Source organism: Salinicola sp. NYA28a (genome assembly GCF_976982775.1).
In genome coordinates this window covers 2,480,920-2,507,432 of the sequence record NZ_OZ334582.1, presented here as the reverse complement: position 1 = coordinate 2,507,432, position 26,513 = coordinate 2,480,920, and the positions used below count along the sequence as shown (strand labels likewise).

General features: G+C 64.0%; 17 protein-coding genes, 4 tRNA genes and 1 riboswitch. Of the genes, 8 read left to right on the top strand and 13 right to left on the bottom strand.

The window, feature by feature from the left end:
* Window positions 1-125: 125 nt before the first annotated feature.
* Window positions 126-396: riboswitch (cobalamin riboswitch) on the bottom strand.
* 52 nt (window positions 397-448) lie between these two features.
* The 3 genes from ACWHY3_RS11280 to ACWHY3_RS11270 all read right to left on the bottom strand — a co-directional run bounded on the left by ACWHY3_RS11280 (window position 449) and on the right by ACWHY3_RS11270 (window position 3,066).
* Window positions 449-1,306, bottom strand: a complete 858-nt coding sequence (locus ACWHY3_RS11280; protein WP_087719018.1) for an OmpA/MotB family protein — start codon at window positions 1,304-1,306, stop codon at window positions 449-451.
* Complete coding sequence (locus tag ACWHY3_RS11275) at window positions 1,303-2,121, bottom strand: motility protein A (RefSeq protein WP_087719019.1); 819 nt, start codon at window positions 2,119-2,121, stop codon at window positions 1,303-1,305. The genes ACWHY3_RS11280 and ACWHY3_RS11275 overlap by 4 nt, the downstream gene beginning before the upstream one ends.
* 141 nt (window positions 2,122-2,262) lie before the next feature.
* A complete protein-coding gene (locus tag ACWHY3_RS11270; protein ID WP_087719020.1) occupies window positions 2,263-3,066 on the bottom strand; it encodes a glycerophosphodiester phosphodiesterase family protein in 804 nt (267 codons plus the stop codon).
* Between the two features lie 383 nt (window positions 3,067-3,449).
* On the opposite strand from ACWHY3_RS11270, the gene ACWHY3_RS11265 reads away from it, so the two are divergent.
* From ACWHY3_RS11265 to ACWHY3_RS11255, 3 genes are all read left to right on the top strand, one after another.
* Entirely contained in the window at window positions 3,450-4,022 is a 573-nt protein-coding gene (locus ACWHY3_RS11265) for a hypothetical protein (protein WP_087719021.1), read from the top strand.
* 115 nt (window positions 4,023-4,137) lie between these two features.
* Window positions 4,138-5,115 carry an NADPH:quinone reductase gene (locus ACWHY3_RS11260; RefSeq protein WP_087719022.1) on the top strand — a complete coding sequence of 326 codons (978 nt, stop codon included), beginning with the start codon at window positions 4,138-4,140 and terminating at the stop codon, window positions 5,113-5,115.
* Between the two features lie 235 nt (window positions 5,116-5,350).
* A complete protein-coding gene (locus ACWHY3_RS11255) occupies window positions 5,351-5,929 on the top strand; it encodes a septal ring lytic transglycosylase RlpA family protein (RefSeq protein WP_448126579.1) in 579 nt (192 codons plus the stop codon).
* A gap of 438 nt (window positions 5,930-6,367) precedes the next feature.
* On the opposite strand, the gene ACWHY3_RS11250 is transcribed toward ACWHY3_RS11255, so the two are convergent.
* From ACWHY3_RS11250 to betI, 7 genes are all read right to left on the bottom strand, one after another.
* The gene (locus ACWHY3_RS11250; protein ID WP_087719023.1) at window positions 6,368-8,836 is read right to left on the bottom strand and encodes an acyl-CoA dehydrogenase; all 2,469 of its coding nucleotides are present in this window, start codon (window positions 8,834-8,836) and stop codon (window positions 6,368-6,370) included.
* A 174-nt stretch (window positions 8,837-9,010) separates the two neighbouring features.
* A complete protein-coding gene (locus ACWHY3_RS11245; protein ID WP_303854820.1) occupies window positions 9,011-12,112 on the bottom strand; it encodes an efflux RND transporter permease subunit in 3,102 nt (1,033 codons plus the stop codon).
* Window positions 12,109-15,228, bottom strand: coding sequence for a multidrug efflux RND transporter permease subunit (locus tag ACWHY3_RS11240; RefSeq protein ID WP_332779382.1), 3,120 nt, complete (start codon window positions 15,226-15,228; stop codon window positions 12,109-12,111). Before ACWHY3_RS11240 ends, ACWHY3_RS11245 begins: the two co-directional genes overlap by 4 nt.
* Complete coding sequence (locus tag ACWHY3_RS11235) at window positions 15,225-16,505, bottom strand: efflux RND transporter periplasmic adaptor subunit (protein WP_448126578.1); 1,281 nt, start codon at window positions 16,503-16,505, stop codon at window positions 15,225-15,227. The genes ACWHY3_RS11240 and ACWHY3_RS11235 overlap by 4 nt, the downstream gene beginning before the upstream one ends.
* Before the next feature lie 392 nt (window positions 16,506-16,897).
* Window positions 16,898-18,589: a choline dehydrogenase gene (gene betA / locus ACWHY3_RS11230; RefSeq protein WP_448126577.1), complete on the bottom strand. Its 1,692-nt coding sequence runs from the start codon at window positions 18,587-18,589 to the stop codon at window positions 16,898-16,900.
* Window positions 18,590-18,798: 209 nt separating this feature from the next.
* A complete protein-coding gene (gene betB, locus ACWHY3_RS11225; RefSeq protein WP_087721043.1) occupies window positions 18,799-20,268 on the bottom strand; it encodes a betaine-aldehyde dehydrogenase in 1,470 nt (489 codons plus the stop codon).
* Between the two features lie 53 nt (window positions 20,269-20,321).
* Window positions 20,322-20,942 carry a transcriptional regulator BetI gene (betI, locus tag ACWHY3_RS11220; protein ID WP_087721044.1) on the bottom strand — a complete coding sequence of 207 codons (621 nt, stop codon included), beginning with the start codon at window positions 20,940-20,942 and terminating at the stop codon, window positions 20,322-20,324.
* A gap of 278 nt (window positions 20,943-21,220) precedes the next feature.
* Here betI and ACWHY3_RS11215 point away from each other — a divergent pair, with 278 nt between their 5' ends.
* Together ACWHY3_RS11215 and ACWHY3_RS11210 are read left to right on the top strand one after the other, a co-directional pair.
* Entirely contained in the window at window positions 21,221-22,171 is a 951-nt protein-coding gene (locus ACWHY3_RS11215) for a choline ABC transporter substrate-binding protein (protein WP_087721045.1), read from the top strand.
* A 143-nt stretch (window positions 22,172-22,314) separates the two neighbouring features.
* Window positions 22,315-22,391 (top strand) — tRNA-Met (locus ACWHY3_RS11210).
* Between the two features lie 112 nt (window positions 22,392-22,503).
* Here ACWHY3_RS11210 and argE read toward each other — a convergent pair.
* From argE to ACWHY3_RS11195, 3 genes are read right to left on the bottom strand one after another with little or no spacing between them, the layout of a single operon-like run.
* Complete coding sequence (gene argE, locus ACWHY3_RS11205; protein ID WP_448126576.1) at window positions 22,504-23,667, bottom strand: acetylornithine deacetylase; 1,164 nt, start codon at window positions 23,665-23,667, stop codon at window positions 22,504-22,506.
* The gene (locus ACWHY3_RS11200) at window positions 23,667-24,476 is read right to left on the bottom strand and encodes a FadR/GntR family transcriptional regulator (protein WP_448126575.1); all 810 of its coding nucleotides are present in this window, start codon (window positions 24,474-24,476) and stop codon (window positions 23,667-23,669) included. The genes argE and ACWHY3_RS11200 overlap by 1 nt, the downstream gene beginning before the upstream one ends.
* On the bottom strand, window positions 24,473-25,882 hold the full coding sequence (locus ACWHY3_RS11195; protein ID WP_448126574.1) for a YfcC family protein: 1,410 nt from the start codon (window positions 25,880-25,882) through the stop codon (window positions 24,473-24,475). The genes ACWHY3_RS11200 and ACWHY3_RS11195 overlap by 4 nt, the downstream gene beginning before the upstream one ends.
* A gap of 332 nt (window positions 25,883-26,214) precedes the next feature.
* Here ACWHY3_RS11195 and ACWHY3_RS11190 point away from each other — a divergent pair.
* The 3 genes from ACWHY3_RS11190 (at window position 26,215) to ACWHY3_RS11180 (ending at window position 26,506) form a co-directional block, all read left to right on the top strand.
* A tRNA-Asn gene (locus ACWHY3_RS11190) sits at window positions 26,215-26,290 on the top strand.
* 30 nt (window positions 26,291-26,320) lie between these two features.
* Window positions 26,321-26,396 (top strand) — tRNA-Asn (locus ACWHY3_RS11185).
* 34 nt (window positions 26,397-26,430) lie between these two features.
* Window positions 26,431-26,506 (top strand) — tRNA-Asn (locus ACWHY3_RS11180).
* Window positions 26,507-26,513 lie beyond the last annotated feature (7 nt).

The window sequence follows — 26,513 nt, the reverse complement described above, 5'->3', positions numbered from 1 at the left end:
ATGGATGGCGGCAGGCGTTGCCGGTTGTTCGTGTACGCAATGGGAGGACGGACGTGACGATGCCCGCCTCGGACGTCATGGAGTCCGGGCAGGGGGAGCCGCCACTGGATGAGCCCTCCGCATCAACCAGTGAAGAGAAACGCGCCGGTCTCCGGACTCTCACGCGATGACCCAGGCGGTGAACCCTGGTCATCCGACACGCACGCCTTCCCATGTCGATGGACGTTCCCTTGAAGTTCCCTCGAAGGACAGTCCATGCGATCACAGTGGCTGGATGGCCTGACGGCGCATCCGGTGGTGTCGAAGAAAACGCTATGTTTTCTAACGCAATTACCGTTGCGGGGGCAGTGCGGGGTTCTCACCCGCTTCCCGAGCACACGTCTCTCGACGCGCCGGATTGTCGCAGCTTCCTTGCGGCAAGTGAATCCGAATCGGGAAACCGGGGCTGTCACGGTGTCGGCGAGCTGGGCTCCTGCAGTACCAGCTCCACGCGGCGGTTGCTGGCGCGGCCGGCCGGGGTGTGGTTGCTGGCCAGCGGGTGCGTCGAGGCATAGCCGATCGCGCGCAGCCGGTCGCCGTCTAGGCCGGCCTGGCGCAACACGCGAACCACCGCCGAGGCGCGCGCCGCCGACAGTTCCCAGTTGGAGGGGAAGCGGGAAGTCGAGATCGGTACGCTGTCGGTATGACCCTCGACGGAGATGGTGCCCTTGAACTCCTGCAGCATCGGGATCAGCTTTTCGACCAGTTGCCTTCCGCTATCGCTAAGCCCGACCGCACTGCTGTCGAACAGCAGGTGATCCTGAATGCGCAGGTTGAAGCCGTGGGGAATCGCGGTGACCTCGACGCCGTCGATCTGCGGCAGTACGGGCGTCGGTTCGGGATCGGGCAAGTCGAACAGCGGCACGCTGAACGCCATCGGCGTCATGGCGAAGATCTCGGTGGGCGCCGGCTTCGGTTCGGGCGAGTAGAAGCCGATATCGCTCGCCAGCGGCGCCGGCTTGAGCTGACGCGGCGGCTGGTAGAACTCGCCGATGTCGGCCAGCGGCAGTCTCGGCGGCGGTTTCAACGCCGGGATGTGCAGCGGCAGCGCCGTGACGGGCGGCGCCTCGGTCACGTCCCGGTCGATGAGCTGGCCGCCGTAGAGCGCCAGCATCAGTACGAAGAACGTGATCAACAGCATGAGCATGTCGAGGTAGCTCATCAGCCACGAATCGCTCTCGCTGTTCCGCCCGCTGTCGACCAGGGGGTCATCGTCGAACAGCAGATCGGCGAAGGGGCCGCCGGGGGAGATCGCGGCCTGGCTCATGCGGACTCGGCCGGCGCGTCGGCGCTCTGCGGTCGGCGAGCATCGCGCATTTCGTCGCGGTGCTCGGCGCGGTAGGTGTTCAGGGCCTCTTCGATGAACGACGGCAGGCGGCGCTTGCTGACCATGATGACGCCTTCCAGGATCAGTGTCATGGCCATCAGCCGGGCCTCGGTGCGGCGTTCGAGCTTGACCGCGATCGGCTTGAACACCAGGTTGGCGAGCAGGATGCCGTAGAAGGTGGACATCAGCGCCACTGCCAGGCGCGGCCCGATCACCGCCAGGTCGCCGGCCTGGATCACCTCGAGCATGTTGATCAGGCCGACCAGGGTGCCGAGCATGCCGAAGGCCGGCGCGTAGACGGCCATGGTTCGCAGGATCTGCGCTTCGGCTCGCTCCTTGGCCTTGACCCGAACCATGCGCCAGCGAAGCATCTCGCGGATCTCTTCCTCGCGGGTATTGGCAATCACCATCTGCATGCCGGTGCGCAGGAAGGGGTTGGTGGTGCTCTCCAGCGCGCCTTCGATGGCGCGGATGTTGCCGCGGCTCCAGTGGCGGGACATGTCGATCAACTGATCCAGATCGCTTTCCAGTTCGCTGGCCTGGGGTTCGCGCCGGAATACCACGGCGACCTGCCGGCACAGCCGCTGCATCTCCTGAAGGGGGTAACTGATGAAACTGGCTGCCAGCGTGCCGGTGAGCACGATTGCCAGCCCCGGCAGGTTGAAGAAGCTACTCGGGGCCTGGGCAGTGAACAGCACGACGGTCGCCAGCAACAGAGCACTGGCGATGATGCCGATGAGCGTGGAAGGATTCATGAACGGCTCGCAACCTGGTAAACGGGCATGGTGCCCATCTTAAGCCCGAGGGCCCACCGTCAAAGGCGCTAATTGGCGCGTGTATCAGGCGCTTATTGTCGGCGGGAATGCGTCGGCGAGCGGTGATCGATGTAGCCAATCTCAGGCGTCGTCGTCCGTCCGGCGCGCTGCCGCCTCCCTGGCGTGGGTGACGAAGCGCGTCGGATCGTCGCTGATCACGCCATCGACGCCCCAGTCCCAGAGCTTTTCAAAGGTGACCGGATCGTTGGCGGTGTAGCAGAACAGCTTGATCTCCTCGTCGGCGATCTCCTGCGCCCGCTTGATCTTCAGCTTGCGCCAGTCGAGGTGGAGGCTGTAGGCGGAGAGGCGTTCGGTTTCCAGCCACCAGCGCTTGGGCGCCTTGTCGTCCAGCACGCCGAGGCGCAGGCGCTCGGGGTCGGATTCCAGCGCCCGCGCGGCGGTCAGGGCATGGCGGTCGAACGAGGAGACGATCAGCTTGTCGGCCGGCAGCGCTTCCAGCGTCGGCGGCAGGGCGGCCTGGACGAGCTCGATGGCGTTGCGGCCGCGGCACACCTTCAGTTCCAGGTTGAGCCCCATGCCGAGTCGCTTGATCAGCTCGAGCATCGCCTCCAGCGTGGCGATCGGCTCGCCGCGATACTGGGCGCCGAACCAGCTGCCGGCGTCCAGTTTGGCGGCGCTTTCGGCATCGAGCTTGAACAGCTTGCCGCGACCGTCGGAGCAGCGCTTCAGACCCGCGTCGTGCCAGATGACCGGCGTTCCGTCGCCGAGCAGCTGAACGTCGAGCTCGACCCATTGGCAACCGGCATCGTGGGCGGCCTGAACCGCTACCAGGGTGTTTTCGGGGGCTCGCGCGGAAAGGCCGCGATGGGCGATGTAGCGGGGCGTGTCGTTGTCGGCGCTATCGGCGGGGCGCGGCTGGGTCATGCGGTCAGAGTCTCCGTCGAACACCGGGGCAGGCGTTCATGGCTGTCGTGAGCGAGGGGCGAGTATAGATCGGTGGCAGTCGCCGCCAAAAGGTCGACCTTCGGTCACCGCGCGCACGGCGTCAAGGCGAATCCTCGTCGGGTCGGGTGCGGATCGCGTCGGCCGGCTCGAAGTCTAGCCGAACGAGGTTGCAGGTCGATGACGGCGCGTTGGATGATTCGGGGGATACTAGGTCTGTCGGCGTACACGGGGAGCGTGGTCGAGGGTGGATTGTGCTAGGCTGCGCGTTTTTGCCCGGCGCGCCATTTGCTGGCGGTCCACGCGATAGCGTCGCGCCGATGTTATTCGTCATGAGTGCGGAAGAGTCCGTTGAAGAGAGTCCGATGAAGGTCGTTCACGTCAAGAACCCCGAAACCCGCGAGGCGTGCCTCGCCAAGCTGTGCGCCAGTGTCTACGGGCAGAACGCGGGCCTGGCCCCGCTGGTGACGTTCGCCGGTACGCTGGGCGTGTTGTTCGAGCAGGACGCTGCCCGGCTCTTCGCGCTGACCGAAGATGACGGCACCATTCTCTGCCTGGCGCTGATTTCTTCCGATGTCGACGGCGGGACCATGGAAGTAGGCATGCTGTCGACGCCGGAGGGGAAAGGCAACACCCGGCATAGCCGGCAACTGGTCAAGACCCTGGCGGAAAAGGCGCCGCTGCGTGTGACGGCCGGCGACGAGGCGGGAGAAGCATTCTTCCGGCGTTGCGGTATCGAGCGCTGGGTCGATGGTGAAGGCGGCCTGCGTATCGGTCTCGGGCCGCTGCATCCGGCGCCGGTGAAAGGGGCGCTGCCCGACATGGTGCGCTTCAACGGTGACGGCATCGTGCGGACCTTCAAGCAGCAGCCGAAGACCTTCGAGGAGTACAAGACGCGCTTCGTCGCTGCCCTGGAACGTTACCCGAATAGTTTGTAAAGCCGGCTTCGACCAATGTCTGACGGCACACGGCGCGTGCCGTCCCTGACTTGACCCGCCTCGGGAATGGCGCTTGGATGTCAGGCCGAGAGTCATCACCCAACAAGGAAACGTCATGGCCAAGCGTATTCAGTTCGCCCGCACCGGCGGCCCGGAGGTTCTCGAAACCGTCGAATTCGAACCCGTTGCCCCCAAGGCGGGAGAGGTCAGGGTCAAGAACCACGCCATCGGACTCAACTTCATCGATATCTACTTCCGCACCGGTCTCTATCCGGCTCCCTCCATGCCATCCGGCCTGGGCACCGAAGGGGCCGGGGTGGTGGACGCGGTCGGCGAAGGCGTGACCCACCTCGAAGAAGGGGATCGCGTCGCCTACGCCCAGGGGCCGCTCGGCTCCTATTCGGAATATCACGTGCTGCCGGCGGACAAGGTCGTCCAGTTGCCGGAGAGTATCTCCTTCGAGACCGCCGCGGCTGCCATGCTCAAGGGCCTGACCACCCAGTATCTGCTGCGCCAGACGTTTCCGCTGGAAGGGGGCGAAACCATCCTCTTCCACGCCGCCGCTGGCGGGGTGGGGTCGATCGCCTGCCAGTGGGCCAACGCCCTGGGCGTCAAGGTGATCGGTACCGTCGGTTCCGCCGAAAAGGCCGAACTGGCCAAGAAGAATGGCGCCTGGGCAACGATCAACTACCGCGAGGAAGACGTGGTCGAGCGCGTACGCGAGCTGACCGGCGGCGCGATGGTGCCGGTGGTCTATGACTCCGTCGGCAAGGATACCTGGATGACCTCGCTGGACTGCCTGGCGCCGCGCGGCTTGATGGTCAGCTTCGGCAACGCTTCCGGCGCGGTCGAAGGTGTCAACGTGGGCATTCTCAACCAGAAGGGCTCGCTCTATCTGACGCGCCCCAGCCTCAACGGTTACGCCGATACGCGGGAGCGCTTCGAGGAGATGTGTCTCGATCTGTTCGACATGCTCGAGAGCGGCAAGGTCAAGATCGATGTCGCCCAGCGCTTCAAGCTGGAAGAGGCCGGCAAGGCGCAGGAGGCGCTGGCGTCACGCCAGACGACGGGATCCACGATTCTGATCCCCTGAGCCATCGCTGCCAATGCAGAGGCCGGGGTCGCCCAAACGGGCGACGCCGGCCTTTTGGTTCCCTGATCGAGCGACGGTCGCGACGTGGGCGACTCTGCCATCGCGTTCACTTTATTTGGCCGCTTTCGTGAGTCGATCAGCGATTGTCGTTGTCGTAGTACGACGATGGCGCCCGCATTCCGCCAGTTTCTCCGCGGGGCGTCGAGGCCAGATGATCCATGCCAGGTCAATCACGATGACATTCGATATCACCGACGACAGGCTCTCGCCGGCAAGGCCGGCATCCTCTCGAGAGCGCCGCGTTCGCAAGACGCTGTTCGCCGCTGCCATCGCATCGGTTCTGCTGGCGGGCTGTGCGTCGCCCTATCACCCGCAGGGCTGGGAAGCGACTTCGTCACCGCCGCCGGTGGCCGCGACCGGCAAATCCGGCAGCAAGCCCGGCAAGAAGGAGTCCGCCAGGAGAGACGCCAGCGTCAAGCGCAAGGCCGCCGACACGCGGGCCAGCGCGTCGCCGATGGGCAGGCCGCGCCGGGGCGAGGCGACCTACTATGCCTCCTACTTCGAAGGGCGACCGACCGCCAGTGGCGAACCCTACGACAGCCAGGCGATGACGGCGGCGCACAAGACCTTGCCGTTCGGGACCAAGGTAAAGGTGACTGCGCTGGATTCCGGCGAGACGGCTGTGGTGCGTATCAACGATCGTGGCCCGTTCGTCGACGGTCGCATTATCGATCTTTCCCGGAAAGCGGCGGAGCAGCTCGGCATGGTTCACGAGGGTGCCGCCGAAGTGCAGCTGCAGGTGTTGGGGCAGTAGATCGTAATCCGCCATCAGCGTCCGTCTCGGACCATTAAGCGGGGGTTCTGTTTGATAAACAGCTTTTTGCCAAGGCAATTCTCCCCTGCGAGGCAAGCTTACAACTGTCGAAACCTTACCTATCCTATCGCGCATGATGACGAGGGGGCTTAACGCTCGCCCCCTCGCCGCTCCCCCTCTTTTCGCGCCACAAGACCGTGAAACCCTGGCCGATCAATCGCTGCGCTTAGGGTCGGCATGCAAGGACATCCCTGTCCCGGCATGCCTCTTGCGACATCCATGTCGCAAGACCCAGCTTGGCGATTATCGTCCAGTACGGTCTTGAGAGGCGCTTGGGGTGGCTCTGGCGAAGCTCGAATGCTTTTTCATCAAGCAGAGACTCCCCTCGACAAGCAGAAGCCCCGCTCGATGAGCGGGGTCTCTGTGGTCTGGCGGGGGTCAGGCAACGGTTTCGTCGGTCTGGCGGCTGGCGCTTTCGCTGCTCTGCCGCATCGCGAAGGCGTCGAAGGCGAAGTCGTCCACCGTCAGCATGTCCAGCACTTCGGCTTCATGCGCGCGCATGAACGCGGCGTCTTCGTCGTTCAGCAGCCCGGTTTCGTGGGCCGCGTCGATCCACTGTTCGGGGTGCAGCGCGACCTCGGGCAGGGCTTTCTTGACTCGCGCCTTGTTGAGCGTGCGATAGATCGCCTCGGCGCGCTCGGCGTTGGCCAGCAGCGCGTTGTAGCGTGCCAGCGGGTTGTCCTTCTGTCCTTCCTCCCAGGTATCCCAGGTATTGCGCGTCAGCTTGTGGCGCAGCGCGCTGTCGGTAGAGATCGCTCTGGCAATCTCGCGGGTCAGCGTATCCTGCGGCTTGTGCCAGCGACGCCCCAGCGGTTGCGTGACGAACGACAACGTATTGGCCAGCGCCCGGTTGGGCAGGTTGTCGAACAGGTCGATCAGCGCCTGCTCGGCACGATTCAGCAGCAGCCGGCAGCTGTAGTGGAATAGCGCGGCTTCGTTGTCGACGCGATCGGTTTCGTGCCACTGCTTGAGCACCATCGACATCAGATAGAGGTTCGACAGCACGTCGCCGAGACGCGCGGAAATCATCTCGCGCTGCTTGAGCTTGGAGCCGAGGCTGGCCATCGCCGCATCCGCGCACAGGCTGAAGGCGGAAGAGAGCCGGGCGGCGTCCTGCGCGTAGGGCGCGGCAATCGCGTCGAAGGGCACCTTGGACCGGCCCAGACCGAGCGCCTGAGTGAAGGCGCGCGCGCCGTTGCCGAAGATCAGCCCGATATGGCGGAAGAACAGCCGATCGAAGGCCTCGAAGTCGTCGGCATCCTTGGCCGCCAGTTCCTTGAGCACGTAGGGATGACAGCGGATCGCGCCCTGACCGAAGATCATCAGGTTGCGGGTCATGATGTTGGCACCTTCGACGGTGATCGAGACCGGGTTGGCGCTGTAGCCGACGCCGAGATAGTTGCGCGGGCCGAGCGTCACCGTGCGGCCACCGTGAACGTCCATGGCATCGGCCAGCACGTCGCGCTGGAACTCGGTCAGCTGGCTCTTGAGAATCGCCGACGGCACCGCCGGCTTGACGCCGTGGTCGATGGTGTTGGCGGTCTGCATGACCGCCGCCTGGGAGATGTAGGCCTTGGCGGCGATGCGCGCCAGCGGCTCCTGCACGCCTTCCATGTCCGCCACGGCGATGTTGAACTGGCGACGAATCCGCGTGAAACCGCCGCTCCAGCCCACCGCGTAACGGCCGATACCCGCGGCGCCGGAGGGCAGAGTGATGCAGCGGCCCACCGAGAGACACTCGACCAGCATGCGCCAGCCCTGGCCGGCCATGTCGAGCCCGCCGATCAGATAGTCCAGCGGGATGAACACGTCCTTGCCGCGAATCGGGCCGTTCATGAACGGGCTGCCGATGGGATGGTGGCGACGACCGATCTGCAGGCCTTCCGTCTCGCGGGGAATCAGCGCGCAGGAGATGCCGATATCGCTCTCGCCGCGCTCCAGCAGGTTGTCCGGGTCGAACATGCGAAACGCGAGACCGACCACCGTGGCGATCGGGGCCAGCGTGATCCAGCGTTTCTCGAAGGTCAGCTTCAGGCCCAGCACCTCTTCGCCATCGTGCATGCCGCGGCAGACGATGCCGACGTCCGGGATCGAGGTGGCATCGCTGCCGGCGCGTGGCCCGGTCAGCGCGAAGCAAGGGACGTCACGGCCATCGGCGAGGCGCGGCAGGTAGTGATTCTTCTGTGCTTCGGTGCCGTATTTCAGCAGCAGCTCACCGGGGCCGAGCGAGTTGGGCACGCCGACCGTGCTCATCAGGGTTTCGTTGAAGGCGAGCTTCTGCAGCACGGCGGATTGCGCCTTGGCCGAGAACTCGAGACCGCCGTAGGCCTTGGGAATGATCATGCCGAAGAAGCGTTCCTTCTTCAGATAATCCCACAGCGCTTCCGGCATGTCGGCACGCTCGCGGGCGATTTCCCACGCGTTGCACATCCCGGCGGCCACGGAGCACTGGTTGTCGATGAACGCCTGCTCCTCTTCGCTCAGGCCGGCATTGTTGAAGTCGAGCAGCTTCTGCCAGTCGGGGCGGCCGCTGAACAGCTCGCCATCCCAGGCGACGGTGCCGGCATCCAGCGCGACGCGTTCGGTTTCGGAAACGCGCGGCGCGATCTTCTTGAACAGCGAGAACAGGCGCGGCGACAGCCACAGGCGGCGGATCGGCTTGAGGCCACAGGCGGCGACGCCGATCGCCGCGATCAGCAGCAGCGTGCCGATGACGCCGGCACCCAGCGCCAGCCCGACGAGTCCCAGCACGGCAAGCACGGCGATTGCCGCGAGCGCGCCGGCTTCGCGACGCATGACGACCAGACAGCCGATGACGGCGAGGACGATGAGCAGCAGTGTGATCATGACGAGCTCCGAGAGGGAAAACGAAATTCAGACGAGCGTTTGAATTTGGTTTTCAGACTAGCCGATCCCGTGACGGCTGACTAGAGCCGCCGGGATCATCCTTTGGGACTATTGGTGACGAGCGACGAGCGACGAGCGACGAGCGACGAGCGACGAGCGACGAGCGACGAGCGCTCACGCTTCGCGGGTCTGTGTCGACTCTATGTGCCGCGGTCGCAGCCGACGGTGGAGCCGGTCGAGATAGAGATAGACCACCGGCGTGGTATAGAGCGTGAGGATCTGGCTGACGATCAGCCCGCCGATGATGGTGATGCCCAGTGGCGCCCGCAGGCCGGCGTTCTCGTCGGTGCCGAGCAGCAGCGGCAGCGCGCCGAGCAGTGCCGCCAGCGTGGTCATCATGATCGGCCGGAAACGCACCAGCGCGGCATGGCGAATCGCGTCCTGCGGCGTCATGCCCTGGTCGCGCTCGCAGACGACCGCGAAGTCGACCAGCATGATCGCGTTCTTCTTGACCACGCCGATCAGCAGGATGATGCCGATCAACGCGATCAGAGTGAAGGGCGTGTCCAGCGCCATCAGCGCTAGTAGCGCACCCACCCCGGCGGAAGGCAGCGTCGACAGAATCGTCAGCGGATGAATATAGCTCTCGTAGAGAATTCCCAGCACCAGATAGACCGTGACCAGCGCGGCCAGGATCAGCCACGGCATCGCCTCGATACCGCTCTGGAAGGTGCCGGCGCTGCCCTCGAAATCGACCTGGACGTCGGTAGGAAGGTGAAGCGCGTCGACGGCCTGGCGAATACGTGTCGTGGCGTCGCCCAGCGAAATGCCATCTTCCAGATTGAACGAGATCGTCGAGGCGGCGAACTGTCCCTGATGATTGACGCTGACTGGCGTCGTGCTGCGCTCCACGTGGCTGAACGCCGAGATCGGGATCATCTCGCCGTCGGTCCCGCTGACGTAGAGATCGCCGATCGCGTCCGGCGCCTGGCGATAGGGCGCAGCCACCTCCATCACCACGTAGCGCTGCTCGTCGGCATCAAAGAGGCTCACAACCTTGCTCTGGGCGAAGGCGTTGCCCAGCGCGGTATCGATGGTGCGCATGTCGACGCCGAGACGCGAGGCGGTCTCCCGGTCGACGACCAGCTTGGCAGCCAGGCCTTCGCCACGGCTGTCGCTGTCGATGCCGGTAATGCCGTCGACCTGCTGCATCGCCTGCCGGACCTTGCCGGCCCAGTCGCCGAGCAGATCGAGATCGTCGCTCTTGAGCGTGATCTCGTACTGTGACGCGCTGCTGGAACGGCCGCCGATGCGAATGTCCTGCAGCGGAAACATGAACGTGCTGACCCCGGTCAGGCCCTGAAGACTTGCTGTCAGGCGATTGCCGATGGCCTGCGTCGAGCCCTGACGCTCGGCTTTCAGAGTGATGAAAAGCGTTGCCGAGGAGCCGCCACGTCCCGGGCCGCCGCTGCCCATGAAGCCCAGCACGCTCTCCACCGCCGGGTCGGCCTGCAGCCGCTCGCGAACCTGGCCGAGCTTGTCCGAGACGGCCTCGAACGACAGCGCCTGGTCGCCGCGCATGGTGCCGAGCAGGCGGCCGGTATCCTGGTCGGGGATAAAACCCTTGTCGACGACGGTATACAGGTAGCCGTTGAGGACGATCACGGCGACCAGCGAGAGCAGCGTCAGCCGGCGATGCTTGAGAGCGACATCCAGCGACCTGGCGTAGCCGCGCACGAACGCATTGCCGGTCGCGGTCAGGGCTCTCTCCCATCCGGGTTGGCGCTGACGCTCGGGATGCGGCTTGAGCCAGCGCGCGCAGAGCATCGGTGTCAGCGTCAGCGACACCAGCAGCGAGACGCCGATGGCCAGCGACAAGGTCACCGCGAACTCGTGGAACATCCGGCCGATGAAGCCGCCGAGCAGCAGCAGCGGAATGAACACCGCCACCAGCGAGACGCTCATCGCTGTCACCGTGAAGCCCACCTCCCTGGCGCCCAGCAGCGCGGCCTGGAAAGGCTTCACCCCCTGCTCGATATGCCGCGCAATGTTCTCGACCACGACGATGGCATCGTCGACCAGAAAGCCGATCGACACGATCAGTGCCATCAGCGACAGCGTATCGAGGGAGAAGCCGAAGGCCCACATCATGGCGAAGGTGCCGACCAGCGACACCGGAATCGCGACGCTGGGAATGATGGTGGCGCGAGCGTTGCGCAGGAACACGAACACCACTAGCACCACCAGGACCACCGCCAGCAGAAGCGTCAGCTGGGTTTCATGCAGCGAGGCCTGGATGCCAGGCGCGCGGTCGAGCTGCACGCTGAGATTGATGTTCTGCGGCAGCAGGCTGCGGATTTCGTCCATTCGCTCCCTGACGCCGGCGATGGTGTCGATGATGTTGGCCCCGCTGGCGCTGCTGATCACCAGCAGCACGGCGGGCAGATCGTTCTGGAAGCCGACGTTGTAGCGGTCTTCCACGCCATCGGTGATGGTGGCCACGTCGCCCAGGCGCATCTGCGAGCCGTCGTCGCGGGCGATCACGATCTGGCTGTAGTCGCTCGCTTTCAGCAACTGGGAGTCGGTCTGCACTTCCCAGCGATGTTCGACGGTCTGCACGAAGCCGGTGGGAGATTGGGTCGTCGCTGCCCTCAGCGCGCCGGCCACCGCGTCGAGCGTGATGCCGGCATGGTTGAGCTTGCGCGGATCGAGTGAGACGCGTACTGCCGGTGACGAGCTGCCGCCGACGTTGACGTCGCCGACCCCCGGCACCTGAGCGATGGGCGGCGCGATCTTGCTGTCGGCGAGACGATAGAGCTCGCTGGTGGGCAGCGAGTCGGAGGTCAGCGAGAGGATCATCACCGGCGCCGACGCCGGGTTGAGTTTGCGATACTGGGGCCGGCTGGTCATGGCGCTGGGCAGCAGCGGCTGGGCGTCGTTGATCGCGGCCTGGACTTCCTGCGCCGCGACGTTGATGTCCTTATCGAGATCGAACTGGATGATCACGCTGGTGGAGCTATCCGAACTCGACGAGGTCATCTGGGTGATACCGGGGATGCGGCCCAGCGAACGCTCCAGCGGTGTTGCCACCGTCGAGGCCATGGTTTCCGGATTGGCGCCGCTCAGGCTCGCCGATACCAGGATGGTCGGGAACGACACGTTGGGCAGCGGGGCCACCGGAAGGCGCTCGTAGGCGAGCGAGCCCAGCAGTACGATGGCCAATGCCAGCAGAATCGTTGCCACCGGCCGACGAACGAAAGGTGACGACAGACTCACGATGTGACCTCGATGCCGCTCTCGTTTTCAGCGTGCCGCCAGCGCGAAGCGAGACGGTCGAAGAACAGGTAAATCACCGGTGTGGTGAACAGTGTCAGCAACTGGCTGAACAACAGCCCGCCGACCATGGTGATGCCCAGCGGCTGACGAAGCTCGGCACCGTAGCCGCTGGCGAACATGAGCGGTAGCGCGCCGAGCAGTGCCGCGCAGGTGGTCATCATGATCGGCCGGAAACGCAGCAGCGCGGCGGTGTGAATCGCCTTCTCCGCCGACATGCCGCGCTCGCGCTGCGCCTCCAGCGCGAAGTCGATCATCATGATGGCGTTCTTCTTGACGATGCCGATCAGCAGGATGATGCCGATGATTGCTACCAGCCCCAGCGAGTAGCCGCTGATCTGGAGCGCCAGCAGGGCGCCGATGGCGGCGGAGGGCAGCGTCGACAGGATCGTCAGCGGGTGGATATAGCTCTCGTAGAGAATCCCCAGCACGATGTACATGGTGACGATGGCGGCCAGGATCAGCCACAGGGTATCGCTGGTGGACTGGGTATAGGCCAGCGCTGAACCGCGGTAGTCCAGCGAGGTCTGGCCGCTCAGCGTCTGGGCCGCCGCCTGGTCGACCGCCTCGAAGGCGTCCGACAGCGAGTAGCCGTCGGCGACGGCGAACGACATCAATACCGAGGGGAACTGGTTCTGACGCTGCAACGAGAGCGGCGTGGTGCGCTCGGCCAGGGTCACCAGTGTCGATAGCGGTATCAGCTCATCGTCGTCGTTGGTGACGTAGAGGCGTGATAGCGCTTGCGGACCTTCGCTGTCGGTCGTGTTGGCGGCGAGCACGACGCGATACTGGCTGGCCTGGGTGAAGATGGTCGAGATCAGGCGCTGGCCGAAGGCGTCGTAGAGCGCATCGTCGATATCGGCGACGCTGATGCCGAGCTGGCCGGCACGAGCGCGGTCGATGATGACCTCGAGCTTGCGCCCGGCGTTCTGGACATCGCTGCTGACGTTGGCGATGGCCGGCGATTGTTCCAGCGCCGCGAGCAGTCTGGCGGCATCGTCGTTCAGCACCTCGCGGTCGCCCTGGGTCAGCGCGAACTGATACGGGTAGCGGCTGATGGTGTCTTCCAGCGTCAGATCCTGCACCGGCTGCAGGGCGAGCGACAGGCCGGGGACGTCCTGGCTTTCGCTGCGTAGCCGTGCCAGCACGCTATCCATGTCGTCGCGCTCGTCCAGCGGCTTGAGATTGATCGAGAGGCGCCCGCCGTTGAGCGTAGTGTTGGTGCCGTCGATACCTACGCTGGAGGAGAGGCTTTCGACCGCGGGATCCTGGAGCAGGCGGTCGACCAGCTGTTGCTGGCGCGCCGACATCGCCTCGAACGACGTCGATTGCGTGGCGGTGGTGATGCCGCGAATGACGCCGGTATCCTGCACCGGGAACAGCCCCTTGGGCGTGGCGAGGAACAGCAGGGCGGTGACGCCCAGTGTGGCGACCGCGACCAGCAGCGTCAGCGTCTGGTGACCTAGAATCCAGTCCAGAGCATGCTCGTAGCCCCGTGTCAGGCGGCCGAACAGGCCCTGGCGATTGCGGACCATGGCCTCGTCGTCTGACGCCTCTTCGCCGTTCCCGGCGGCTTCGGGACGATGTTTCAGCCAGCGCGCGCACAGCATCGGCGTCAGCGTCAGCGAGACGAAGGCGGAGATCAGGATCGAGATCGCCAGGGTCAGTGCGAATTCGCGGAACAGCACGCCGACCACGCCACTCATGAACACCAGCGGTATCAGCACTGCCAGCAGCGAGATCGTCAGCGAGAGAATGGTGAAGGCGATCTGTCGGGAGCCCTTGAGCGCCGCCGCCAGCGGCTTCTCGCCCTTCTCGATGTAGCGGGTGATGTTCTCCAGCACCACGATGGCGTCATCGATGACGAAGCCGGTGGCGATGGTCAGTGCCATCAGGGTCAGGTTGTTGAGGCTGAACCCCGCCAGGTACATTGCGCCGAAGGTGCCGACCAGCGACAGCGGCACCGCCAGGCTGGGGATCAGCGTGGCCGGGATGTTGCGCAGAAACAGGAAGGTCACCATCACCACCAGCCCGATGGCGAGGATCAACTCGAACTGCACGTCCTCCACCGCGGCACGAATGGTGGTGGTACGGTCGGTGAGTATGTCGACGTCGACATTGGCCGGCAGGGTGTTCTCCAGCGCCGGCAGGCTCTGCTTGATCGCGTCGGCGACGCCGACCACGTTGGCGCCGGGCTGGCGCAGCACGTCGATGAGGATGGCGCCTTCGCGGTTGGCCCAGGCCGAGAGATAGGCGTTCTCGGCGCCATCCTCGACACTGGCCACGTCCGATAATCGCAGCACCGAGCCGTCGTCGGCCTTGAGAATCAGGTCGCGATAACCGCTCGCCGACAGCAACTGGTCGTTGGCATCGATGCTGTAGGCGCGGTAGGGGCCGTACAGCGTGCCCTTGGCCTGATTGACGTTGGCGGCATCGACGGCACTGCGTACCGCCGCAAGGTCGAGCCCGTAGGCCGCGAGCTGGCGCGAATCGACGGTAATCCGCACGGCCGGCTGGTGGCCGCCGGCCAGCTTGACCTGGCCCACGCCGCTGATCTGGGCGATCTTCTGCGCCATGCGCGTGTCGACCAGATCGTAGACCTGGGTCAGTGGCAGGGTGTCCGAACTGACGGCCAGCGTCATGATCGGCGTGTCCGCCGGGTTGACCTTGCTGTAGCTGGGCGGGCGGGGCAGGTCGTCCGGCAGCAGCGTCTCGGCCTGGCTCAACGCTGCCTGCACCTCCTGCTCGGCGACGCCCAGGTCGGAATCGAGCGAGAACCGCAGCGTGATCAGCGAGGCGCCGCCGGTACTGGTCGAACTCATGTCCTCCAGCCCCGAGATTTCGCCGAGCTCGTCCTCCAGTGGCGAGGTGACGTGGGAGAGCATCACGTCCGGGCCGGCGCCGGGATAGAGCGTGGTGACCTGGATCGTTGGGAATTCCACCTCCGGCAGCGACGAGATCGTCAGCAGCCGATAGGAGAGGGCTCCCGCGATCAGGATCGCCAGCATCACCAGTGACGTGGCGACCGGACGCAGGATGAACAGACGGGACGGGTTCATGACGCGCTGCCGTCACCGCCGGCCCGGCCCGCGGCGTCAGCGTTGATCTGATCCGACGCGTCAGCGTCGGTGGCGTTCGTTACCTCGTCGCTCGATTCCCCCGGCAGGGCATCGCTGACCACGCGCACCTTGGCGCCCTCGCGCAGGCTGTCGACGCCGTCCACCACCACCCGTTCTCCGGCCTCGATGCCGGACGAGAGTGCGCTCTGAGAGTTCTGGGTCGCGACCAGCGTCACCGCGCGGCGGGTGACGGTATCGTCGTCCTTGACCACGTAGACGTAGTTGCCGTCCTGGCCGGTCTGTACCGCCGGTTCCGGCACGATGACCTGATCGCGCAGGATCTGCGAAACCAGGCTGACATCGACGTAGGCGTTGGGATAGAGGCCGCCTACCGGATTGTCGAAGGTGGCGCGCAGCCGAATCGTGCCGGTGGCGCTGTTGATGTTGCTGTCGATGCTGCTCAACTGGCCCGAGTAGGTTTCGCCATCGGTGCCGGTTACGCTCACCGCTGGATGATCGCCGGCGGCCAAGCGCCCACGGACCGTGTCGACATAGCGGCTGGGCAGCGAAAAGATCACCGAGATCGGGTCGAGCTGGGTGATGGTGACGATGGGCTCGTCGTCGCCGAGCTGGATGATGTTGCCGGGGTCGACGTTACGAATCCCCACCACGCCGGTAATCGGCGCTACGATATCGGTGTAGTCGAGCTGGACCTGAGCGCTCTGGACGCTGGCCTGGTCGCTGGCGACGGTGCCCTCGTACTGACGTACCAGCTGGCGCTGCTGTTCCAGCTCCTGCTGCGACACATAGTTGGAGCCGATGAGCTTCTCGTAGCGGGCCAGATCCTCGCGGGCGGAGGCTAGCTGGGCCTGGTCCTGGGCGAGCTGGCCCTTGGCCTGATCCAGCTGCGCCTGATAGTCGCGTGGGTCGACCTGCGCAAGCTGCTGCCCTTTCTGGACCGTCTCGCCTTCCTCGAAATTCACCGACAGCAGCTCGCCTTCGACGCGGGGCCGCACGGCGACGCTTTGAAGCGGGCGTACCGTTCCCAGCGCGGTCAGTTCGATCGGCAGATCGCCCCGGCTGGCGGCCACGGCGGAAATGGCAGTCGTCATCGCGCCGCGCCCACCGGCTTGCCCGGCGTTGCCATCGGGTGCTTGCGAGTCTTCGCCTCGGCCGAACACGTAATAGGCAACGGCGGCCACGATGATCACCAGCAACAGCAGCCACAGCCAGCGTAGCGGTCGACGATTCTGAGGCGACGAAGAGGAAGAGGGCATAACGGGCAACGGTCCTTGTACTGGCTTTATGACGAACTCACGACAGGGGCGGGGCTAGCGTAAAGACGAACCCAGTGTAACGGAACACTGTTCGAACAATGCGCAATTAGCGCGCAAATCATCTTCGCGGACAAAAATCGTCTATGCGGACAAAAATCATCTCTGTGGAGAAGAATCGTTCCGCGGATCGCGGATAAGAGAGCGAACGTTGCATCAGTCGTTTTCGAAGCGCAACCGCCATGGATGGCGCCGAGGACGGTGCGCGGCCAGGGCAGTGCGGGGCAGGCAGAGAGCGTGGGGAAAGGGCGTCTCAGTGCGGCAATGGCGGTCGGGCGGGCGCGTGTCGCGGGGATGGTTGTCGGTCAGGGGCGCGTCGGCGCCCCGTGATGTCGTCAGGCGCTTTTGGCCGGGGTCTGGCGTGCCGGCGCGCCGTTGGCCACGTAGTAGGGTGCGTCGGAGCGCGGCAGCGGTTCGCGGTTCCGCACCCGGTCGGCGAGTTTCTCGGCGATCATGATGGTGGTGGCGTTGAGGTTGCCGGTCACGATCTGGGGCATGATCGAGGCGTCGATGACGCGCAGGCTTTCGATACCGTGGACACGGCCTTCATGGTCGACCACCGCATCCTCGCCGGTGCCCATGCGACAGGTGCCACAGGGGTGGTAGGCGGTCTCGGCGTGCTCGCGCACGAAAGCGTCGAGCTGCTCATCGGACTGCACCTCCGGCCCCGGCGAAATCTCCCGGCCGCGATAGGCATCCATCGCCGGCTGGGCGATGATCTCGCGGGTCAGGCGGATCGCGGCGCGGAACTCTTCCCAGTCGCGCTGGGTAGACATGTAGTTGAACAGGATGCTGGGCGCGCTGCGCGGGTTCCTGTCCCGCAGCTGGACGCGCCCGCGGCTTTCGGAGCGCATCGAGCCGACGTGGGCCTGGAAGCCGTGCGCCTGGACCGCGCTCTTGCCGTTGTAGCTGATCGCGATCGGCAGGAAGTGATACTGCAGATTGGGCCACTCCTCGCTGTCGCCGGTGCGGATGAAGCCGCCGGCCTCGAACTGGTTGCTGGCGCCGACGCCCTTGCCCAGCAACATCCACTCCGCGCCGATCTTCGGCTGGTTGTACCACTTGAGCGCCGGATAGAGCGATACCGGCTCCTTGCACTCGTACTGGATGTACATCTCCAGGTGGTCCTGCAGGTTCTCGCCAACGCCCTTGAGCGGATGCACGACGGGAATGCCCAGCTTCTCCAGCAGCGCCGGATTGCCCACGCCCGATCGCTGAAGAATCTGCGGCGAGGCGATCGCGCCGCCGCACAGCAGCACTTCGCGACGCGCCAGCGCTTGGCGCGGCTGGCTCTTGTGAAGATAGTTCACGCCGATGGCGCGCTGATCCTCGAACAGGATGCGATCGGTCGTGGCGTGGGTGACGATGGTCAGGTTCTCGCGCCGCTTGGCGATATCCAGGTAGCCGCGAGCGGTCGAAGAACGCCGGCCGTTGGGCGTCGTCGACCGATCCATGGGGCCGAAGCCTTCCTGCTGATAGCCGTTGAGGTCGTCGGTACGCGGATAGCCCGCCTGCACGCCGGCCTCGATGAACGCCTGATAAAGCGGGTTATTGTCTTCCTTGGGCGTGGCAACACTCAGCGGACCGTCGCCGCCGTGATAGTCGTTGGGGCCGATATCGCGGGTTTCCGCCTTGCGGTAATAGGGCAGGCAGTCGCGGTAGGTCCAGTCCTCCAGACTGGGCTGCCTGGCCCAGTTGTCCAGATCCATGGCATTGCCGCGGATATAGCACATGCCGTTGATCAATGACGAGCCACCCAGACCCTTACCGCGACCGCACTCCATGCGACGGTTGTCCATGTGCGGTTCCGGGTCGGTTTCGAACGCCCAGTTGTAGCGCTTGCCCTGCAGCGGGTACGCCAGCGCTGCCGGCATCTGGGTGCGGAAGTCGGCGCGATAGTCCGGCCCGCCGGCTTCCAGCAGCAGCACGCTGACCGCCGGATCCTCGGTCAGGCGTGTGGCGAGCACGTTACCCGCCGAACCGGCACCGATGATGATGTAATCGAATTCCTGAGCCTGTTGCTGCATACACACGCTCCTTCAAGAGAGAAGAGGGGAGAGACAAGAGCGAAGAGACCAAGCGGTCCGAGACAGACGGTCGAATGCGCCGCCCGGGAACGGCGCGAGCGACGATCAGACAAGGCGTCTCCCGGCAAGGGCGCGGAGCTTACTGGGTGCTAAGTGAGCAGCCCGAGCCGGGAGACAACGCCGTATGATCGAGCGCAGCCCGTTATCGGTCAGAAAACCGAGGCGAACGGCCCCATCTCGACCTGCACTGACTTGGTCTGGGTGTAGTGCGCCAGCGTCTCGATGCCGTTCTCGCGGCCGATGCCGGACTGCTTGTAGCCGCCCACCGGCATCTCGGCGGGGGAGTCGCCCCAGGTGTTGATCCAGCAGATGCCGGCCTCGATCCGGTGGATGACCCGGTGAGCGCGGTTGAGCCCTTCGGTGAACAGGCCGGCCGCCAGGCCGTACTCGGTATCGTTGGCGCGGCGAATCACCTCTTCCTCGTCGTCGAAGGAGAGGATCGCCATGATCGGCCCGAAGATCTCCTCGCGGACGATGCGCATCTCGTCCTGGCAGTCGGTATAGACAGTCGGGGCGACCCAGGCGCCGCCGGCAAAATCGCCATCGGTCATGCGGTTGCCGCCCACCAGCAGGCGAGCGCCGTCCTGCTTGGCGGTCTCCAGGTAGCCGGAGACCTTCTCCAGATGCTCGAAGCTGACCAGTGGGCCGAAGTTGGTCTCCGGATTCAGCGGGTCGCCGGCCTTGATGCGGTTGACGCGCTCGACGATCTTGGCTTCGAACGCTTCCTTGACCGCGCTGTGCACGAATACGCGGGTGCCGTTGGTGCAGACCTGACCACTGGAGTAGAAGTTGGCCATCATGGCGCCGTCGGCGGCACGATCGAGATCGGCATCGTCGAAGACGATCAGCGGCGACTTGCCGCCAAGCTCCATGGTGACTTGCTTCAGCGTGGAGCTGGCCGCAGCGGACATGACCTTCTTGCCGGTGCCCACTTCGCCGGTGAAGGTGATCTTGGCCAGGCCCGGATGCTCGGTGAGCATGGCGCCGACACTACCGTCGCCGTGAACGACGTTGAACACGCCGTCCGGCAGGCCGGCTTCGGTGAAGATTTCCGCCAGTTTCATCGCGGTCAACGGCGTCACTTCGCTCGGCTTGAACACCACCGCGTTGCCCGCGGCCAGGGCCGGGGCGGCTTTCCAGCAGGCGATCTGGATCGGGTAGTTCCACGCGCCGATGGCGCCGATGACGCCCAGCGGCTCGCGGCGGGTGTAGACGAACGAGTCTTCGCGCAGCGGGATCTGCGTTCCCTCGATGCTCGGCGCCAGCCCGGCGAAGTACTCCAGCGCGTCCGCTCCGGTCACGATGTCGACGCTGGCCGTCTCGCTGATCGGCTTGCCGGTGTTCAACGTCTCCAGCTCGGCCAGCTCGTCGTTGCGCTCACGCAGCAGGGCGACCGCCTTGTGCAGGATTCGCGCACGCTCCATTCCGGTCATCGCCGCCCACTGGCGCTGGGCGCGCTGGGCGCTGTCGATCGCCTTATCGACATCGGCCGCCGTTGCCTGCTGGACGCTGGCAATGATCTCGCCATTCGCCGGATTGACGGCGTCGAAGGTTTCGTTGCCACTGGCCGGCGTGTGGCGACCGTCGATGTAAAGTGTCTGCGTTTCGAGTCGTGCCATGATGACTCTCCCTTCGGATGGCGAATGAAATAGCGTTGCTGAGGGGCGCCGCTTCAAGCGTAGTCGTTGGCGCGCGTCCGGGTGTGCCTTGCGGCGTCGAGCTGCACCCGAACGTAGTCGTAGGCCAGTTGACGGGCGCGCTCCACGTTGAGTCCTTCCTGCGCCAGGGCGCCGCGCAGCCACAGGCCGTCGATCAGCGCCGCCAGGCCTCGTGCGGCATCTCTCGCTTCCTGCTTGGGCAGCACGCGTCGGAACTGGCAGCTCAGGTTGGAGTAGAGCCGGCGATCGTTGACGCGCTGCAGCCGCTGAAGCGGGCGGTGATGCATGCTGCTGGCCCAGAACGCCAGCCAGGTCTTCATGACCGAGCGGCTGGTCTGGCTGCGATCGAAGTTGCCGTCGATGATGGCGCGCAGATGGGCTTCCGGGGGCGCATTGCCCAGCGCCGTGCGGCGCTCCAGCACCGCCGTGCCCAGATCGCTCAGCACGTGGCGCATGGTGGCTTCCAGCAGCCCGTCCTTGCCGGCGAAGTAGTGGCTGATGATGCCGGTAGAGACGCCCGCGCGCTTGGCGATGCGCGCGATGGTGGCGTCGGCCAGCCCTAGCTCGTCGATTGCTTCCAGCGTTGCCTGAATCAATTGTCGGCGACGAATGGGCTGCATACCCAGTTTCGGCACGGCGCTCCTCCTGAATCGGGGCTGAGGGGATGAAAGTCTGCGAGTCGCCCGCTTCAGGCGTCGTCCGAAGGCGGCTCGAACAGGGCGCTGAACAACCTAGCGCCCATCCATTCCGCGCTCATCAACTTCGCTTTCATCCTCAGCGAGCCACCATTATGGGAATTTTTTATTGAACGGTCAATCAATAAAAACTAGTGTATTGTGCCATCGAATGAAAAATTCGGCATTCGATAAGCAGTAATTATTGATAACCTACAAGACGATCAGGGAGTGCAAGCATGAAATACTCGACCATCCTCTGGACCCTGGCCGGCGCCGGCCTGGCGGCAGTACCGATGGCGCAGGCACAGGCGCAGGAACCCGAAAGCTGCCAGACGGTCCGCTTTGCCGAGGTGGGCTGGACCGATATTCAGGCAACCACTGCACTGGCCAGCGTCGTGCTCGAAGGGCTCGGCTATGAAGCGACTTCCGATACCGTCTCCGTGCCAGTGGCCTATGCGGGCATGAAGAACGGCGACTTCGACGTCTTCCTGGGTAACTGGATGCCGTCGATGAAGTCGATCAGCGATCCCTACATCGAGAAAGGTCAGGTCGATCGCCCCCGCCCGAATCTCGAAGGGGCCAAGTACACCCTGGCCGTACCGCAATACATCATCGACGCTGGCGTGACCTCGGTCGCCGACCTGGACGAGCATGCGGACCAGTTCGGCCACAAGCTGTTCGGCATCGAAGCGGGCAACGACGGCAACCTGATCATCCAGCAGATGATCGATGACGATGCGTTCGGCCTGGGCGACTGGGAGCTGGTCGACTCCAGCGAAGCCGGCATGCTGGCCGAGGTCAAGGCGCGCACCCAGAGCGAGGACTGGATGGTATTCCTGGGCTGGGCTCCGCACCCGATGAACACCAACTTCGACATCGGCTACCTGTCCGGCGCGGACGACTACTTCGGCCCGGATTACGGCGGGGCGACCGTCTACACCAATACCCGTGCCGGCTACATCGATGAGTGCGGCAACGTTGGCCAGTTCCTCCAGAATCTGAGCTTCACGCTGGATATGGAGAACGAGGTGATGGGCAGCATCATGGACGACGGCGAAGACGAGAAAGACGCCGCTCGCGCCTGGCTCAAGGCCCATCCCGAAACGCTGGATGGATGGCTCGAAGGCGTGAAGACGGCCGACGGCGAACCGGGCTTGCCGGCAGTCAAGCAGGCGCTGGATATCTGACGACGCCGGGGGCGGCGCGAAAGGAGAGGTGACGCAGAAATTCGCCTCGATTTTCACTGCGGGCTTGTCCTTCGGCGAGCTCGCAGGTATAGTCCGCCCCCGTTGTCACTCGGCAACGTCTGCAGTATGCAAGTGACATCGTTGGCTACGTAGCTCAGCTGGTTAGAGCACATCACTCATAATGATGGGGTCCCCTGTTCGAATCAGGGCGTAGCCACCACCTGCCTTCCCTGACTCGCTTTCCTGGCTTGCGCCAAGACCGTCTTGTCGACTGCATGTCGAGAAGCGCCATTCCAGATTTTTCGTTCTGCGTTCCTCTGTCTCAGGCTGCCTCAGGCTTCCAGTAGCTGGCCGAGTCGGCGCATGAACTCGGCACCTTGCTCGAGCTGATCTTCGCTGATGAATTCATCCGGCTGATGGGCTTGGGCGATGCTTCCCGGTCCGCAGATGATGGCCTCGAGTCCTGCCCGCTGAAACTGACCGGCTTCGGTGGCATAAGCGACCGCTTCCGCTTCGCGCTCTCCCAGAAGCTGCGCGCACAGCGCAATGGCCGTTCGGTTGTCGCTGCCGGCGAGCCCCGGCACGGTATGGGTCAGGGGCGTGGTTTCGATGGCAAAGCGGGGGTCGCGGGCCTTGAGCTTGCTTTCCAATCGTCGGCTGTAAGTCATGAAGCGCTCAAAGACTGCCTCGAAGCCCTCTTCGGGAAGGTGCCGGATTTCCCACTCGAAAGCACACTCGCGGGCCATGATGTTGATTGCGGTGCCGCCATGGATGCGTCCCACATGAAGGCTTGAATGGGCCACATTGAAGGCCGAGTTGGTTCGACCTTCGCGTACGAGTTCCGTCATGATTTCCTCGATCCGTGTCACCAGTCGTGCGGCAACATGGATCGCCGAAATACCCTGGTCCACCTGGCTCGAGTGAGACTCGACGCCATGCACGACCGTTTTCAGCGAGGTAATCCCTTTCTGCTGGGTCACCGGCTGCATCAATGTCGGCTCGCCGACCACCACGACCGCCGGGCGGGGAAGCTCGCCAGCCAGGCGCTCGATCATGCGTGGGGCGCCCAGGCAGCCGATCTCTTCGTCATAGGAGAATGCCAGCCAGATCGGTTTCTTGAGCTTTTGCTCGACCCAGTGCGGCACCTGTGCCAGTGCGCAGGCGATAAAGCCCTTCATGTCGCAGCTGCCGCGTCCATAGAGCTTGTCGTCATGGGCGGTCAGCGTGAATGGATCGGTGGTCCAGGGCTGGCCGTCGACCGGCACTACATCGGTATGGCCGGAGAGCGCCACCCCACCTTCGACCGCCGGCCCGATCCTGGCGATCAGGTTCGATTTGCTGCCGTCATCGTTCTCGACACGCCAGCTCTCGACGCCGTATTCGGCGAGATGCGCTTCGATGAATTCGATCAGTGCAAGATTGGAGTGTCGCGATACGGTATCGAAGCCGACCAGTTTGGCGAGCATATCGGCGGCGCTATGGGACGTCAGGGGCATTATGAATCCTCGTTGTCATTTGTCTCGTTGTCGTTTGTCTCGTTGTCATTTGTCTCGTTGACATGTGTTCCGCTGTCATTGTCGGGCGAGCGGTTACGTCCGGCCAGCGCCGTCAGTTCGGCCATGTAGCGTTCGGCGGCCTCCATGTGGTCGAACATCAAGCGGCCGGCCCGCTCGGCATCGCATTCACGGAAGGCTTCGATCAGTTCCAGATGATAGTCATGACCGTGATAATTGATATCGACCCCAGTCAGAGCTGGATCGAGATGCTGTGCGGCAACCACCTTGAGCAGCAACCCATTCAGGAATTCGACCAGAAAGCGAAGCAACGGGTTAGGCGACGCTGCGGCGAGCAGGTTGTGGAAGTTCAACTCATCTTTTCGTTCCGATACGCCACGTCCATCGCGCCGGTCACTGCAGCAACGCCCGGCGGTGGCGCTTAAGCGCTCCAGAGCGGCCGCGTCGAGCAGTGGTGTCACCTCGCGTGCCAGAGCCGGTTCCAGCAGCTTGCGCAGCGCGTAGATGTCCGGCACCGACAGGTCACGGCTGAAGCAGAAATTCCACAGCAACTCGTTGGCGGTGGCGGCGCTCACTTCGGTGACACTGGCACCACCGCCCGGGCCGCTTTTGACTCGGACCAGGCCTTGGGTCTCGAGCGACTTCAATGCCTCGCGCAGTGTCCACTTGCTGGTCGAAAGGCGAGCGCTCAGGGCGGATTCGCTTTCCAGCCTGGCGCCGGGCGGCAGCTCGCCGGAGAGAATCCGTTCGCGTAGCCCGTCGGCGATCTGGTCCGAACGTTTACGGCTCACGCCGGCCCCCAGCCGATCGCCACCGCAAATGCCAGAATCAGCCAACTGAGCAGGAAGACCTTGACCAGCAATGGGAAGAAGAAGCGCACCCAGCGGTCATATGGCACGCGGGCAATGGCCAACATGGCCAATGTTCCACCGGAGGTCGGTACCACCATATTGGTCAGGCCATCACCGACCTGGAACGCCAGAATCGCGGTTTGCCGGGTCATCCCGATCAAGTCGGACAGAGGAATCATGATCGGCATGGTGGCCATGGCCTGGCCGCTGCCCGAGGGAATGAAAACGTTGATGACCGAATGCACCAGGGTCATGGCGAGCGTTGATGCCAGTACCGGCAGATTGGCCAGCGGTTCTGCCAGGCCGTGGACGATGGTATCGCCGATGCTGCCCTGTTCGAGCAGGACCTGCAGCGCCCGGGCCAGGCCCACCAAAAGTGCGCCGGTTGTCACCGATGCCGTGCCCTCGAAGAAGTATCGATTGATGTCGGCAGGCGAAAGCTTGGCCATGGCGCCAATGGCGATGGTCATGGCCACGAATACACCGGAAATTTCGTTGATATACCACCCGTGGGCGAAGACCCCATAGAGCATGATGGCGAGGCCGATCACGAAGGTGCCGATGACCCGAAGATCCGACGCCGACAGTCGATAGTCGTGGATCGGCTTATCGAGAGAAGCGTCGCGTTCGTCACGCTCGAGCAGCGAGGCACTGGCATCCGCGCGCAGGCGCTTCATGTAGCGGCTGGTGTGATGCGCCAGCAGTGCCAGAGCGCCAAGGCACAGCACGCTTCTCAGCCCGGCGCCCGAGAACATCGGCAATTGCGCAATCTGGTCGGAGACGCCAACGGTATAGACATTGATGGGCGAGGTGGCGAAGCCGATCCCGACACCGCCGAGCGCGATCGCCGTTCCTACCAGCCTGTCACCACCCATGGCGAGCCCCAGCAGGACCGCAAGCGGTATCAAGGCGATATTGTTCTCGTATCCGACTGCGATCCCCAAGGCCCCAAAGACGAACGTCATCAGCCAGATCAGGATGGAAGGGCGCTCAGCACCCAGGCGTTTCACCAGTGTGCCGACCAGGTTTTCCAGTGCACCGGTTGCTTCCATGACCCGGAACAGGCCGCCGCCGATGAATACGATAACGATAATGCTGGCAGCGCCGATCATGCCAAGGGGGATCGCATGGAAGATTTCCAGTACTGACGGCGCCGATTGATCTATCAGGTGGAACGTTCCTGGAACGACGGCGCTTCGGCCATTCACCTCCTGGCGATCATAAGTTCCTGCTGGAATGATCAGCGTCAACACCCAGACGACGCAGAGCAGGCAGAAGATCAAAATGGCAGGATGGGGAATGCGTTGATACCACGGCTTTCGGGTTGTCGCTTGTTGTGCCGTCATGGGCACCTCCTTTGTCGCTATTGTTGTTCATGCGCCTGCTGGTCATGGTCCTCGTGGCGGGTCCAAGACAAGCCGAGTATTTATTATAATAAATAGAAACTATGCGGATCGAAGACCGTTTGTCAACGCAGCCGCTCTGGCCGGTGAATACGCTTCTGGTTTGGCGAGCCGTGATAGTCATCCGGCAAGAAGATTTGCTCTGGGCCATCTGTTTGGCCCCGCAGCGTATTGATTGCGCTGGATAATTCGTTTCCATTCTTTTGAAGATTCCTGCGTATCGGCCTTGACGCAAAAGACTCAGCGCGTATACTACGCCGCGTGCTGAAGGATGGTCCCCGATAGCTCAGTTGGTAGAGCAAATGACTGTTAATCATTGGGTCACAGGTTCGAGTCCTGTTCGGGGAGCCAACATCCAGATCAGCCAGCGGTGAACGACGATCCCCGATAGCTCAGTTGGTAGAGCAAATGACTGTTAATCATTGGGTCACAGGTTCGAGTCCTGTTCGGGGAGCCATCGCTATCATCGTGACGAGAGATCGCTGTATCGATCCCTGATAGCTCAGTTGGTAGAGCAAGCGACTGTTAATCGCTGGGTCGCAGGTTCGAGTCCTGCTCAGGGAGCCAGCTGAAC

What these genes read in the sequence shown, in the direction of transcription:
- ACWHY3_RS11280 (WP_087719018.1), bottom strand. Translation starts at nt 1,306, where the DNA reads ATGAGCCAGGCCGCGATCTCCCCCGGCGGCCCCTTCGCCGATCTGCTG.
- ACWHY3_RS11215 (WP_087721045.1), top strand. Translation starts at nt 21,221, where the DNA reads ATGAAATACTCGACCATCCTCTGGACCCTGGCCGGCGCCGGCCTGGCG.
- ACWHY3_RS11235 (WP_448126578.1), bottom strand. Translation starts at nt 16,505, where the DNA reads ATGCCCTCTTCCTCTTCGTCGCCTCAGAATCGTCGACCGCTACGCTGG.
- ACWHY3_RS11255 (WP_448126579.1), top strand. Translation starts at nt 5,351, where the DNA reads ATGACATTCGATATCACCGACGACAGGCTCTCGCCGGCAAGGCCGGCA.
- ACWHY3_RS11240 (WP_332779382.1), bottom strand. Translation starts at nt 15,228, where the DNA reads ATGAACCCGTCCCGTCTGTTCATCCTGCGTCCGGTCGCCACGTCACTG.
- betA (WP_448126577.1), bottom strand. Translation starts at nt 18,589, where the DNA reads ATGCAGCAACAGGCTCAGGAATTCGATTACATCATCATCGGTGCCGGT.
- betB (WP_087721043.1), bottom strand. Translation starts at nt 20,268, where the DNA reads ATGGCACGACTCGAAACGCAGACACTTTACATCGACGGTCGCCACACG.
- ACWHY3_RS11260 (WP_087719022.1), top strand. Translation starts at nt 4,138, where the DNA reads ATGGCCAAGCGTATTCAGTTCGCCCGCACCGGCGGCCCGGAGGTTCTC.
- ACWHY3_RS11195 (WP_448126574.1), bottom strand. Translation starts at nt 25,882, where the DNA reads ATGACGGCACAACAAGCGACAACCCGAAAGCCGTGGTATCAACGCATT.
- argE (WP_448126576.1), bottom strand. Translation starts at nt 23,667, where the DNA reads ATGCCCCTGACGTCCCATAGCGCCGCCGATATGCTCGCCAAACTGGTC.
- ACWHY3_RS11265 (WP_087719021.1), top strand. Translation starts at nt 3,450, where the DNA reads ATGAAGGTCGTTCACGTCAAGAACCCCGAAACCCGCGAGGCGTGCCTC.
- ACWHY3_RS11275 (WP_087719019.1), bottom strand. Translation starts at nt 2,121, where the DNA reads ATGAATCCTTCCACGCTCATCGGCATCATCGCCAGTGCTCTGTTGCTG.
- ACWHY3_RS11270 (WP_087719020.1), bottom strand. Translation starts at nt 3,066, where the DNA reads ATGACCCAGCCGCGCCCCGCCGATAGCGCCGACAACGACACGCCCCGC.
- ACWHY3_RS11250 (WP_087719023.1), bottom strand. Translation starts at nt 8,836, where the DNA reads ATGATCACACTGCTGCTCATCGTCCTCGCCGTCATCGGCTGTCTGGTC.